General features: G+C 39.6%; 13 protein-coding genes and 2 pseudogenes. 8 read left to right on the forward strand and 7 right to left on the reverse strand.

The genetic code is table 11. From position 1 onward, the window contains the following. Nucleotides 1-383: 383 nt before the first annotated feature. Nucleotides 384-629, forward strand: a complete 246-nt coding sequence (locus IIC38_17355; protein ID MCH8127700.1) for a hypothetical protein — start codon at nt 384-386, stop codon at nt 627-629. Between the two features lie 19 nt (nt 630-648). Here the strand turns inward: IIC38_17355 and IIC38_17360 are convergent, their stop codons facing one another. The 6 genes and pseudogenes from IIC38_17360 to IIC38_17385 all read right to left on the reverse strand — a co-directional run bounded on the left by IIC38_17360 (nt 649) and on the right by IIC38_17385 (nt 3,372). Then, nucleotides 649-1,413, reverse strand: a complete 765-nt coding sequence (locus IIC38_17360; protein MCH8127701.1) for a hypothetical protein — start codon at nt 1,411-1,413, stop codon at nt 649-651. Between the two features lie 114 nt (nt 1,414-1,527). Further along, complete coding sequence (locus IIC38_17365) at nt 1,528-1,857, reverse strand: type II toxin-antitoxin system PemK/MazF family toxin (GenBank protein MCH8127702.1); 330 nt, start codon at nt 1,855-1,857, stop codon at nt 1,528-1,530. Beyond that, nucleotides 1,842-2,036: a DUF2281 domain-containing protein gene (locus IIC38_17370; protein ID MCH8127703.1), complete on the reverse strand. Its 195-nt coding sequence runs from the start codon at nt 2,034-2,036 to the stop codon at nt 1,842-1,844. Before IIC38_17370 ends, IIC38_17365 begins: the two co-directional genes overlap by 16 nt. A 255-nt stretch (nt 2,037-2,291) precedes the next feature. Continuing rightward, the gene (locus IIC38_17375; protein ID MCH8127704.1) at nt 2,292-2,555 is read right to left on the reverse strand and encodes a DUF2442 domain-containing protein; all 264 of its coding nucleotides are present in this window, start codon (nt 2,553-2,555) and stop codon (nt 2,292-2,294) included. Between the two features lie 169 nt (nt 2,556-2,724). Continuing rightward, on the reverse strand, nt 2,725-2,898 hold the full coding sequence (locus IIC38_17380; protein ID MCH8127705.1) for a hypothetical protein: 174 nt from the start codon (nt 2,896-2,898) through the stop codon (nt 2,725-2,727). Next, nucleotides 2,899-3,372 (reverse strand): annotated as a pseudogene (locus IIC38_17385) (type II toxin-antitoxin system VapC family toxin). 287 nt (nt 3,373-3,659) lie between these two features. Between IIC38_17385 and IIC38_17390 the strand changes: the two are divergent. The 6 genes and pseudogenes from IIC38_17390 (at nt 3,660) to IIC38_17415 (ending at nt 10,487) form a co-directional block, all read left to right on the forward strand. Then, complete coding sequence (locus IIC38_17390) at nt 3,660-6,116, forward strand: zinc-dependent metalloprotease (GenBank protein MCH8127706.1); 2,457 nt, start codon at nt 3,660-3,662, stop codon at nt 6,114-6,116. A gap of 334 nt (nt 6,117-6,450) precedes the next feature. Then, nucleotides 6,451-7,326: an exo-alpha-sialidase gene (locus IIC38_17395; GenBank protein ID MCH8127707.1), complete on the forward strand. Its 876-nt coding sequence runs from the start codon at nt 6,451-6,453 to the stop codon at nt 7,324-7,326. 354 nt (nt 7,327-7,680) lie between these two features. Further along, a pseudogene (locus IIC38_17400) lies at nt 7,681-8,073 on the forward strand (HEPN domain-containing protein). Beyond that, nucleotides 8,046-8,354, forward strand: coding sequence for a nucleotidyltransferase domain-containing protein (locus IIC38_17405; GenBank protein ID MCH8127708.1), 309 nt, complete (start codon nt 8,046-8,048; stop codon nt 8,352-8,354). Before IIC38_17400 ends, IIC38_17405 begins: the two are co-directional and overlap by 28 nt. 346 nt (nt 8,355-8,700) lie before the next feature. Further along, nucleotides 8,701-9,408, forward strand: coding sequence for a hypothetical protein (locus IIC38_17410; GenBank protein ID MCH8127709.1), 708 nt, complete (start codon nt 8,701-8,703; stop codon nt 9,406-9,408). A 194-nt stretch (nt 9,409-9,602) separates the two neighbouring features. Then, nucleotides 9,603-10,487, forward strand: coding sequence for a CPBP family intramembrane metalloprotease (locus tag IIC38_17415; protein MCH8127710.1), 885 nt, complete (start codon nt 9,603-9,605; stop codon nt 10,485-10,487). 38 nt (nt 10,488-10,525) lie between these two features. Here the strand turns inward: IIC38_17415 and IIC38_17420 are convergent, their stop codons facing one another. Beyond that, nucleotides 10,526-11,707, reverse strand: coding sequence for a tetratricopeptide repeat protein (locus tag IIC38_17420; protein MCH8127711.1), 1,182 nt, complete (start codon nt 11,705-11,707; stop codon nt 10,526-10,528). A 239-nt stretch (nt 11,708-11,946) separates the two neighbouring features. Here IIC38_17420 and IIC38_17425 point away from each other — a divergent pair, with 239 nt between their 5' ends. Further along, a complete protein-coding gene (locus IIC38_17425; protein MCH8127712.1) occupies nt 11,947-12,297 on the forward strand; it encodes a response regulator in 351 nt (116 codons plus the stop codon). Nucleotides 12,298-12,536: the final 239 nt, after the last annotated feature.

The following is a 12,536-nucleotide window of genomic DNA, read 5'->3' on the forward strand; positions in this document are numbered from 1 at the left end:
TGCCATACCACCCCAAGGGTCTCATCCCCAACTCGCCCATGGTCTGGGGACCACAGCCGTACAAAGGCCTGATTTTCTTCTCAGATTTTGATAGCGGTTTGTGGGCAGTAAAGTTGGTGGATGAGGAGTAGGCAGAAGCAACCTGTTGGAATTCTAGTGGGGTTAGATTAAGAGCTTAACACAAACATCAGCCGCAAGACTTAAGCGCACCAAAGCTGGGAATCCAAAAAAAACTATTGAGATAGCACACAAGCTAACCCATTGAAAAACTGCTCTTTGTCGGCTGAATGTGTTGTTAGTTAGGGGTTTGAGAAAAACCATTCTATTAAACTTCTGTCTTTTTGACCCAATTGTCTCAATACTCAGCAGGGTTCGACATCTTGATGAGTTTACAATTTGGTACAGTGAGCATAATAATTTGGCCACTGTTCGCGACCAAGCCTGCCATTAACAGCCAAGCCATTACCAGTCCACCATCTTTATCCCTGAGAGAAGACATTGTGGCATTCGTTTGGAGTCGTCAGTACGATACCTACAAAGATCACACTTACCTTCATAGATTGAGGGGAAATTATCATCATAGGGCAGAAAGATTTTTTGTGCTCAGTGCCGGACCGGTTCACCCATAGCACATGATCGAATGAATCTCTATTTAGTATTTTCATTAAGCCAACTAACTATATTCTGAATAATATCTCTCGTCTGACTGAGAAGTTCTTTCGCAGTTTTTTTCTGAGCAGCTTTCTGCTTTTCATTTTTAATAAAATCAGAGGGTTCCTCGTGATGTATTTTCTTTACAAAACTCTCTTTCTTTTTTGATGAAAGGACACTTACATTGTAATGCACAGTGATGTCCAATTTCAGAGGAGGCTTGTCAAAATAGTTGCGTTTGTATTTTTTATGTTCATATAAATCTCGGTAAGTGACAATCCGAATATCATAATCCATTCCTGTATCAACATCTTTTATTGTCTGTCCTTTTTTAAGAGTGATCTTTGTTACATTGTATCCAGCTTTTTCAAGTGCGGAGGGGAGAAGTATTTCAGTTCCACAAGAGTCATTCTCTATTTGTAAAAGTTTTAAATCAAGTTCCTCCATATCGATACTGGCAGACGCAAGCAGACCATCCATAGCCAGCCCGGATATCTTTGGTTCCTCTTGAAAAATAACTACCTTGAACTGTTTTGGTTTTTCCTGAGAATGGATATTACCTATATAACAGAAAAAGAGTATTGCTAACGGAAGGGTGTTTAGGAAAGCTATAGATAGTTTCCTCACTAATTGGTTTTTGAGATTTTGAATAATCTGGTACCATGTTAAACTCCCAACTAAACCAGTAATTGAAAAATTGTAGTGTGAGGTTATGGAAAAGTCAAGGAAAACATTATTCAATGAATAATGATCAATTAACAATTAACAGTTGATTTTCCTTGATGGAACTGGTTTATTGGGCTCAGCTAGGTTTAGGAGCCTTAGTCAGGCGTAAAAACTTTCTATGAACCAAAAAGATAATTCCGGCATTTCGTCCTATTCTAGGATTTCAACTATTTTCTTTATAACTAACTTCGTTTTTGCTTTCCTGAGTTGACCTATTTTGTATAGAACAATACTCTTGTCAGCGGTAAAGATGCGATTAGGTCGAACGTTGCTTGCCTGTTTTAGAGAACCAGTCTCGAAGTCAGAATTCTCCAGAAGAATTGCATAAGAATCACGTACTTTTTGACTGGTTATTTGGCAAAGAATGAGGTCATCTCCGCTTAGCGCAGCGACTATCAGTGCAGGCCTTCTTTTGGCATGTGTTAGATCTGAGAAAGGAAATGGAATGACTACAACATCATCTTTCACAAATGTTGCCACGCTTCATCTTCCTCCGGACGTAGCCAGTCTTTTTTTAGCGAGGATTCGCTTGCAGTGGTGATTTGAAACTTATTCGTATCATTTTTATATTTTAAGAATTTGATGAAATCCAAAACTTCTTCGATAAGGTTTTCAGGTACTTGCTCGATCTCTCGTAGAAGGATTTCCTTTGGACTCATAAGTTAATACTCCTTTAATATTATTCTTAAGAACCAACCGCATGTAAAATACAAAGAAAAACAAGAAAAATCAAAAACAATTTTGGACACAGTTCAAATTTCAATGATCGATGATCAATTGATTATTCTTGATGAAACTGTTTTATCGTGCCCAACTATGATATGGGGACCTCTTTCGCGTCAGGTAGATGCATTGTTAGCTGCCGCAGTGCAACTGCAACCAATGCAGAGCCGCACTTATCGCTATGAATACATTCAAACTTGAACGGCTTTCTTGTTATTCGGATGGCTGTGATGTATGCAGAGCAGTCCATCGATCGAAAGGTCTTCATCAATCAATAGCCAATGAATTCCATATCCGGAAGGCGAAATCTCATATTTTTGTCTTTCATTCTCTGAAGCATTAGCCAATTTATCAGATGTAGATGAAAGTTTAAATTTGTGTTCTTGCCCGTCAATTTTGATTCTAATTTTGTTTCCCTTAAATTGGATATTTTCTATTTCAAGATGTTTCTTCATTTCTTGTATTTCTTCTGAAATTTATTTCATTCTTCTTCAATATGTTCAAAATATTCAAAGATAATTTTCTTAACCTGTCGTTTATCCTTGTTGTTCAAATTGTAACTGTAAGCTCCGTCGACATTAAAGGTATAAAAGAACCGATGCAAAGTTTTGGACAGATTAATTGCTAGCTAACAGATTTATTTAAACGGTGTTTAGGTCCAGGATTATAAATTGTACGCTTTGATTTATGTTCACGTTTCCGCAGAGCTTCAACCATTCTCTTGAGATCATTCCCATATTTCTCGGCATATTCTTTGCGATGGCGACGTACTTCTTCAACAATTGGATCTTCAATCATTCAAACTCCTCCCAGTTCATCTAGCGAACAAATTTGTGGACAAATAAGCCCAAAAGACTTAACAACTTCGGTTATAGTTGATTTCATTTCAGCATTGTTGATATGTTTAAAGTTCCAAGTAAGAAGATAATCAGCTCCCTGGGCAACCGCTATACCAATATGTAGTGCATCAGCTTCACTGCCAACTGGAATAGCACCTTTATTCAAAAGTAATTCTGCCAATTCTGTTGCTTCATCTGAAATAGCAAGGCTTGGTATGTCTTCAATAAACGCCAATCGACTTTGACCTTCCAAAGAATCGCCTCGGCTAATTTCTTCTTCTACCAATGCTGAAAGTCGTAGATCAAACCGTTGCACGATATTTATTCCACCAATCATGAGAAATTGCCTGTCGACCGGCAATCACTACATCTCGGCTTGGTCGAGATGCTAAATAACGATAACAGACGATTCAATGTAAACGACAGATTTCAATATTCAAATTCCGATAAGGACTCTTTTATCTAATTGTTATTAAAATTATCATTTTTTGTAATATACAAATTTAACAAACAATTTTGTAATTCGCAAAGAGATATTTAGTATGATTTTGTATGACATTTTGTTCAGAGTTTATGAATTTACTTTTGAATCCTTGTTTGGCTGGTAAATTAGATACTCCTTACTATTAGTTTAAACTAAAAAATGAACACACCTTTTTAACTTGCATCAAATATTTTCCATCCTTACATTTTTTTAACCTCATAAAAATGGAGATACCCATGAAAAAATTAGCTGCTTTAGTTGTAATGCTTCTTGCTGTGCCGGTTTTTAGCGGTTATGCCCAAAAAACAAAAACTGTCACCACCATCCCGGAAAAAACCAAAAACATGCAAAAGTATGAAGGCTATTTCACGTTTTACTGGGATGAAACAGAGGGTAAAATCTGGCTGGAGATAGACAAATGGGAGACTGAATTTTTATATGTTAATTCACTGCCGGTTGGATTAGGCTCAAACGATATCGGCCTGGACCGCGGACAACTCGGTGGACGACGCATTGTCAAATTTCAAAGAATCGGTCCCAAAGTATTGATGGTTCAGCCCAATTATTCTTATCGCGCGATCAGTGATGATGAAGATGAAAAGCTGGCGGTGGAACAAGCATTCGCCCAATCGATTATTTGGGGGTTTAAGGTCGAGGCTGTGGAAAAGAGCAACGTTCTTGTGGATGCTACCTCTTTTTATTTGCGCGATGCCCATAATGTCATCGGCCGTTTGAAAAATAGACGGCAAGGAAATTATAAGTTAGATCAATCTCGTTCAGCCATTTATCTACCTAGAACCAGGGCTTTTCCAAAAAATATCGAAGTGGAAGCAACCCTCACCTTCACTGGCGATTCGCCCGGTAACTGGCTTCGTTCAGTAACACCCACGGCACAATCTGCAACCGTTCGCCAGCATCACTCCTTCATCCAATTACCGGATGATAATTACAAGCCGCGCGCCTTCGATCCCCGCGCCGGCTATGGCAGTTCCAGCTATATGGATTATGCAACTCCTATCGAGGAGCCGATCCGAAAGCGGTTTATCCGCCGCCATCGCTTGCAAAAGAAAAACCCCAACGCAGCGGTAAGCGAAGCGGTGGAACCCATCGTTTATTATGTCGATCGCGGCACGCCGGAACCCATCCGTTCGGCCTTGATCGAAGGTGCTAGCTGGTGGAACCAGGCGTTCGAATCTGCCGGTTACAAAGATGCTTTCCAGGTAAAGGTGATGCCGGCCGGCGCTGACCCCATGGATGTTCGCTATAATTTGATCCAATGGGTGCATCGCTCTACCCGCGGTTGGTCGTACGGCTCCAGCGTTTCGGATCCGCGCACCGGTGAAATCATCAAGGGACATGTTTCATTGGGCTCCCTGCGTGTTCGTCAGGATTTCCTGATCGCCGCCGGCTTAATGGCGCCTTATGAAGACGGCAAACCGCTTTCCGATAAAATGAAGCAGATGGCGTTGGCGCGGTTGCGCCAGCTTTCCGCTCACGAAGTAGGCCATACACTTGGACTTTCCCATAATTTTGCAGCGAGTGTTTCGAACCGTGCTTCGGTGATGGATTATCCACATCCGTTGGTAAAACTCGATGGAAACGGCAACATCGATCTTTCCGATGCTTATGATACCAGCATTGGTGCCTGGGACAAAGTAACTATTCAATATGGCTACCAGGATTTTCCCGATGGTACGGACGAACGGAATGGCTTAGATGATATTCTGCGTAAATCATTTAAAGATGGATTGATCTTTATTTCCGATTCAGATGCACGACCAGCTGGCGGCGCTCATCCGATTGCTCATTTATGGGACAATAATCACAATGCGTCGCAAGAACTGGAAAGAGTACTCCAGGTTCGCAAAGTGGCGTTGCAGCGATTTTCAGATCACAATATTCCAGTGGGAGCGCCCATGACAACCCTGGAAGAAGTTCTGGTGCCGGTATATCTGTTTCACCGTTACCAACTGGAAGCCACCGCCAAAGTGCTGGGTGGTTTGTACTACACTTATGCATTGCGAGGCGACGGACAAAAGGTACTGGAAATGATTTCAGCGAAGGAACAACGTAAAGCGTTGGATGCACTGCTGAAAACCCTGGATCCGGAAACTTTAACGCTGCCGGAAAATATCCTGTCTCTCATTCCACCGCGCAGTCCTGGTTATGGCCGGCACCGGGAAGTATTTAATATTCGAACAAGCCCCTCTTTCGATCCATTAGCAGCTGCTGAATCTGCTGCAAATATGACCGCAACGATGATCCTCAACTCCAACCGTGCGGCAAGACTAATTGAATTCCATGCCCGGGACAATCAATATCCAGATTTTTCCGAAGTGGTCGACCGGCTTATTGCAGCTACCTGGAAAGCGCCCAGGCAGAAAGGTTTAAAAGCAGAAGTTCAGCGAGTAGTGGATTCGGTCATTTTACACACAATGATGTCATTGACGGCAAACGATCGAGCCTCTAACCAAGTACGTGCTGTTGCTTTCCAAAAGTTGGTTGATTTAAAATCCTGGCTGGATGCCAATAGTAGTTCGGTTGGTGACAGCGGTCAAAAGGCACACATGCTTTATGCGATGGCGGAAATCAAGAAATTTCTGGAAGATCCGGCAAAGTTTGATATTCCACAGCCGTTGCAACCACCTCCAGGTTCACCCATTGGAATGGATTGTGCAATTGGAATGATGTGAAAAGGAGTAACAGAGTGACACAGGCACAAAGGCACAAAGTAAAATATTTACATAACTTGTCATTCCCAAATGTTTATGAGTGTACTCTAGTTTATCAATAATTGAAGGAACAATCACCATGTTTAGCTCCAAAAAAGTTCATCTATTCGTGGGAACACATAAAGGAGCATTTATATTTAACAGTGATCCAGATCGCAAAAAATAGGAGTTACAAGGTCCTTTTCACCGGGGAGTTGACGTACACCACATATTTTGCGATACAAGAAATGAGCCCACCATTTATGCCAGTATTAATTCTGATATCTGGGGCCCAACAGTTCGCTACAGCACTAACATGGGTGAAACCTGGACTGAAGCGGAGCAGGATGTACGTTTCGAGGAGGGATCGGATCGGAAAGTAAAACGAGTGTGGTGTGCTATTCCGGGTGGTGATAATCATCCGGGAGTGCTCTATGCCGGAGTCGATCCCGGCGCATTGTTCAAAACCGAGGATGGCGGCAAGAACTGGTCTGAATTAAAAGGACTCAGCCATCACTCCACTCGCGAAAAATGGTTTCCTGGTAAGGGAGGCTTGATGGTTCACAGTATTTGCCCTCATCCTAGCGATTCGCAAAAAATACATGTCGGAATTTCCGCTGCAGGAACATTTTATAGCGAAGACAGCGGCGAGTCCTGGCAGCCCCGGAATAAAGGAGTTCTGGTAGATTTCTTGCCGGATAAATTCCCGGAAGTGGGGCAGTGTGTACATCACATGGAAAGTCATCCAGGTAAGCCAGAAGTGTTATATCAGCAAAACCATTGCGGATGTTATCGTAGCGACAATGGCGGCGAAGAATGGATCGACATTAATGAAGGATTGCCGTCCCGGTTTGGATTTCCGTTGTTGATCCATCCTCATGATCCGGACACAATCTACGTTATTCCGGAAGAAGGGCCTGAATTTCGCTGCCCGGTTAATGGTGAACTGGCGGTCTACCGCAGCCGTAATCGCGGTGAAAACTGGCAAAAGCTAACCAATGGATTTCCGCAGAAGAATGCCTTTTTGAACATCTACCGTCATGCCATGTGCGCCGATGACTGTGATGCGGCTGGAATTTATTTTGGTACCAGCACCGGACAAATCTTATACAGTCTCAATGATGGTGATTCCTGGGATATGCTGGCCAATTGGCTGCCGCCGGTGTTTTCTGTGAATGCTGTGGCTCTATAGTTCGACAGGATCAACATGATAACCCGGATTAAAAAAGAGTAACCTACGTTGATTATTTTATGAATCCGAAACAGTAGATGCACAAAAGAATATTTATGTTGCAGACTTTGGCAATCGAGTTATTCGCAAAATTCATTCAAAGGGAACTTGACCACCGCCTTAAAAACATTTCAATATGTCTAGATTTTGTGTGAAACAATTGGAAAGGTCTAAGTTACAAAAGTATCCCATCAAAATATGATAAAATGAGTGTCTATCCAGCCAATACTTCCTTCCCACAAATTAAAAAAAATTGTTTGTTCGCGAGAGAAATTATAACTTTACTCGAAACATGAAAACTCAAAAAATTAAATTATGGAAAAAACTGATTTACTAGAATATTGGATTAATAGTTCTAATAGAGATTTTACAACTTTGGAGCATTTATTCGAAAAAGGGGATTATCACTGGGCTTTATTTATTGGGCATCTGGTTATTGAAAAGCTGCTAAAAGCTTATTATGTAAAACATATTGATAACCAACCGCCATTTACTCACAATTTATTATTTCTTGCCGAAAAATCAAAACTACAATTAAGTGAAACACAAAAAGATAACCTGGTAACAATAACTGCTTTTAATATTCGCACAAGATATGATGATTACAAATTAGCTTTTTATTAAACCTGTACTAAAGAATATACAGAAGAATGGATTAACAAAATTGCAGGATTAAGAAAATGGATCAAAGAGTTGCTATTAAAATAGCGGAAAAATATGTTAACTACTTAAGAAATAATAAATTCACTGTCCAAAAAGCCTATTTATTTGGTTCTTACGTTAGTGGTAAATATAATGAAGATAGCGATATTGATTTGGCAATAGTTATGGATACACTGCCTAACAGTTTTACTACCCAAGTAGAATTGATGAAAATAAGTCGAAAATTTGATACAAGAATTGAGCCTCACCCATTTGAAGAATCAGATTTCAATACTACGAATCCATTTGCGAATGAAATTCTTAAAAATGGTATCCGGATTACTTGAGAATTCATGATCCCGAATTTAATGGTGATATTGAAGATTGCCAGGGAAGAAATCATGCAAAAAGGGATTAACCTGGATAATTTATAGCCGCCAAGACTCAAAGACACAAAGCTTTAAAAAATAAAGGTTAAGAAAGATTGATTTTTTATATTGACCGAAAATTGGTTCATAGTAATCTTCTTTATAACTTTAATATTCTTAGTGACTTAGAGTCTTTGTGGCAAAAATTCATGAATAGTGCGGGTTAATTATTTTAAGTCCAAATATTGACCTCAATTCTTTTGATTATTGAATGTCCTAGACAAAATATGGCCCATGATTTTCCTGATTAATGGGATAACAACGAATGAAACGCAATCATGAAATCGTAGCAATAAAACAAGTCATTTTATTTTTATCATTCCCGATTCTATCATTCAATTTGTCGTACCTTCCAATTTCGGAAAACAATAAACAAATTCCTTCAATTCAATCCAATGAACCTATTGTGATTATAACTGTTGACCAAAAAGCCCCTGGTGACGGAATTAAGGTGAGTTCAATAAACGACGGCGGAATTTCTGCAAATTGCAGCTATCATGAGATCCTTGAAATATTCAAAATAAAAGCCAGGAAAAGTGGCGCCAATATTATAAAAATAACAGAACATAAACTTCCTGTTTCCGGAAACAGTTGCGATAGGATGAAAGCGGATTTATACAAGGTTGAAGATTTCAGGAAATATGAAACGGAAATACATTGGAGCCGGGATCGCAAACTAAAATGGGAAGATTTTAAAGCAATTGCACCGCCGGATTCGTTCAAAAATATTGCCGCCATAACCTACTGCGGAATAGGATATCATTCTAATAGAGTTCTACTATCTGCTCCAGCCAAAATTTGGGTTACGAATATCTTTAACTGTAATAAATCCTGGGTTAGAGAAAACCACAAAAACCCTGGTGTTTTGGATCATGAACAGCTCCATTTCGACTTGAGCGAAATTTATGCTCGTAAGATGAGAAAATCATTTCAAGAATCAAATTTAACAACAATGAGTCAACAAACTGAATAAATCAAAAATAAATGTCCATCAAAATGAATCCCGCTTCATCCTCCGGTAAAATCCATTGATCATCTGAATTCAACCATTTGTCGGTAACCTGCAAACTTCAAAATTTTCTTTCCGTACTACTTCTCAAATTGAATCCTAACAACCTTTACTTGAATGACAATGTTTGTGAAATTTGATTAGGAAGGAAAAAACCAATGGCAAATTTGGAAACTCAAACTCAAACTTCAGGTTCCGCCGCTTCCAGGTTTTGGCAGCGTTTACCTATCTTAATCCGGGCCATATTGCTGGGATTTTTTGTCAATACAATTGGGGTCGGAGCCTGGGTAACTATTTTGACTATTGTACCAGGGCCATGGTCTATGTTTTTAATGCTTGGGATATTATGGTTATATTGGAAGTATTTTAGTGGCAACTGGTGGCCTAAAACCACTGCAGACTCAAGGAGAAATAATTTTCGAGCTGTAAAATTGTCGCCAGAGGTTTGGAAGTGGGGTCTGGCGGCTGCATTACTTTTTGTGGTTGTTTTTCAATCCGGGCTTGTGGTAACCTTCCGAATCATCGAATTTCCAGCAGAAGCTTTTAAATTGGAATATAATTTCGATGCGATACCACTTTGGGCAGCCTGGGTGGGAATTGTGATGGCATCTTTAGTGGCGGGTATCTGTGAAGAGACCGGCTTTCGAGGATACATGCAGGTTCCTTTGGAAAGACGTTATGGTCCTGTGGTTGGAATTTCGATTGTTTCAACTGTATTTCTGCTTGCACATCTCCACCAGGCATGGGCCGGGCCAATGCTCTTCCATATTTTTGCAGCCAGCGCAATGATGGGAATCCTGGCCTATACGTCCGGTTCTCTATTACCTGGTATAATTGCCCATACGATTTTGGATATATTCAATTTCTCATATTGGTGGTCGGATGTTGCCGGCAAATTTGAAAAACGCCCGATTGCCGAGACAGGAGTTGACCTCCATTTTATGGTCTGGATTTTAATTTGCGGGGTTTCTATCGTCCTGTTTTTTTCGTCTACACGAAAAATTCAAACTGCTCGTCAGCAAACGTTAAGGGGCGAAATCTGATTTTCAAAACATAAACCAAAATTTGGCTTCTTAGCGGACTATGGATAGGGAATAGCACCCTTCTGAATCAGACTGGAAGCCCTGTTCGCTTGGGCGCTTTGCGGATGGTGTTCTATAAGCTCCTTAAATTTCTTGGCCGCATTACCCCCCTCTCCCATTTTAAGATAGCATCGTCCGGCCATGAATAATGCGTAATCAAACTTGTTAGAAGCAGAGAAATTACCGACATTCTCAAAAGCCGTGGCTGCGAGTTTATATTCATTCAAGGCAAAATGACATTCTCCGATCCAATAAACAAAATTACTCGCCAGGCGGTGTTCGGGATACTTTTCATAGAGATTTTCAAAATCTTCGATAGCTTCATGATAATTTTTCGCTTTAAATTTATTAAGCGCTGCATAATACTTTTGTCTTGCCAATTGTGATTCTAATCCGCTGATATTACTATCTAGTTCTGCTAACTGAGTCTTAACTTCTTCAATTCGAATAGTTTTCTCCTGGATTTCTATCTCGATGCTTTCTAATTGTAAATGTAATTTTTCCAGGTCCTGGTATACATCGTTTTGGGCGATGTCTTTTGCCCGGGAAAAATCTATTTTAGGTATTTCAGCAATAATTCTGTATTTTTGTTCACTGTCTTTTTTCTCGAATTCCTTCTTTCCTTTACCTAAATGATAGTTTATCCCGGATTGTATGCTGAAATATCCATCTTTTAATCCTCCAGCCACACCGTTAAACCAATCTTCGCTGGTATATCTATAATCTGCAGTGGAGAGAAGAGAGAATTTTGAATTCAATACAACATTTATCCCAAAACCTCCTGAAACAAAAACTCCACTAAACAAGGAAGAGTGATGACCCGGAAAATCAATAAGACCTAGTCCGGCTGTTATAAATCGATCATTTTTCGAACCGGAAAGAGAAAACATACCTGTCACTTCCACCGGGATCATAGAAGTTTCAAAAGAAACCTTTCTAAGTACGCTCTTTATTTGTCCATATCCCGCCTGAAATTTTAAAGCAAGCTTTGGGGACATTTGATAGAGATAGTATAAACCAACATTGGGCATGAACCTGGAGGCTGAAATCGGAATATCGGAATAATCACCAAAGAAAAGGTTTGTTCCCAGGTTAAATCCAATTCCGTGATGAGTTTGTTGGGAGCTTACATTTCCTGCTGCAAGCAACAAAACTATTGAGATAGCGATTAGCTTCTTCATAAATATAACTCTCCTGGCCCCTGCCACTTTTTTTTGATCCAAACAAAATTTCAATATTATATTCAAAAACACTCACTAATTATTAATAATCGACATTTGACTATAAATTAAATATCGGTAATGTATATGATTCTGATTATATAAATTTATAGCATGACAATATATAAAGAAATGTTTTTCCATTGTAACCATGAAATCCATCAATATGTAAAAAGCAATATTGATGTAAAGACAAAAATATGAAAAAAAAGAAAATACTGATTGTCGAAGATTCATGGACGACTCTTATCAGTTTAAAAATTTGTCTCGAATTTGCAGGATACGATATATACACAGCAATGGATGGTGAAGCCGGTTTGAAAATGGCAAGATCTTTAAAACCGGATTTGATTTTACTCGATATTATAATGCCAAAAATTGATGGGTTTTCCGTATGCCAGTCACTGAAATTCGATAAAGAATATGAAAATATTCCAGTGATCCTCCTTTCTGTAAAAAATGAAACCAAAGACAAAAAAGTTGGAAGGGAAGTTGGTGCTGATGCTTATCTTGCTAAGCCATTCGATGCTAAAGTGCTAATTAGTGTTTGACCGAAAACTCTTTGCCCATACCACTCATTGTCATTTCGAGTGAATGCGAGAAATCTTATAAGTTTCTATAATTCTAATATGTTAGCATCCTTTTATGAAAAAGATTTCTCCTCCGCTTCGCTCCGTCGAAATGACAAATGCCTAGTTTTCGTTCAGACACTAATTAGTAAGGTAGATGAACTAACCAGCAAAACTAAAGCTGCAAAGCCTGTCAAATTTATAAGCCTAAATCCATATAA

It is taken from the genome of candidate division KSB1 bacterium (assembly GCA_022566355.1).
GTDB lineage: Bacteria > Zhuqueibacterota > JdFR-76 > JdFR-76 > DREG01 > JADFJB01.

Excerpts from the sequence above, each read along its gene's own strand:
- IIC38_17355 (MCH8127700.1), top strand. The coding sequence starts at position 384 with ATGAGTTTACAATTTGGTACAGTGAGCATAATAATTTGGCCACTGTTC.
- IIC38_17370 (MCH8127703.1), bottom strand. The coding sequence starts at position 2,036 with ATGAGTCCAAAGGAAATCCTTCTACGAGAGATCGAGCAAGTACCTGAA.
- IIC38_17375 (MCH8127704.1), bottom strand. The coding sequence starts at position 2,555 with ATGAAGAAACATCTTGAAATAGAAAATATCCAATTTAAGGGAAACAAA.
- IIC38_17380 (MCH8127705.1), bottom strand. The coding sequence starts at position 2,898 with ATGATTGAAGATCCAATTGTTGAAGAAGTACGTCGCCATCGCAAAGAA.
- IIC38_17390 (MCH8127706.1), top strand. The coding sequence starts at position 3,660 with ATGAAAAAATTAGCTGCTTTAGTTGTAATGCTTCTTGCTGTGCCGGTT.
- IIC38_17395 (MCH8127707.1), top strand. The coding sequence starts at position 6,451 with ATGGGTGAAACCTGGACTGAAGCGGAGCAGGATGTACGTTTCGAGGAG.
- IIC38_17405 (MCH8127708.1), top strand. The coding sequence starts at position 8,046 with ATGGATCAAAGAGTTGCTATTAAAATAGCGGAAAAATATGTTAACTAC.
- IIC38_17410 (MCH8127709.1), top strand. The coding sequence starts at position 8,701 with ATGAAACGCAATCATGAAATCGTAGCAATAAAACAAGTCATTTTATTT.
- IIC38_17415 (MCH8127710.1), top strand. The coding sequence starts at position 9,603 with ATGGCAAATTTGGAAACTCAAACTCAAACTTCAGGTTCCGCCGCTTCC.
- IIC38_17420 (MCH8127711.1), bottom strand. The coding sequence starts at position 11,707 with ATGAAGAAGCTAATCGCTATCTCAATAGTTTTGTTGCTTGCAGCAGGA.
- IIC38_17425 (MCH8127712.1), top strand. The coding sequence starts at position 11,947 with ATGAAAAAAAAGAAAATACTGATTGTCGAAGATTCATGGACGACTCTT.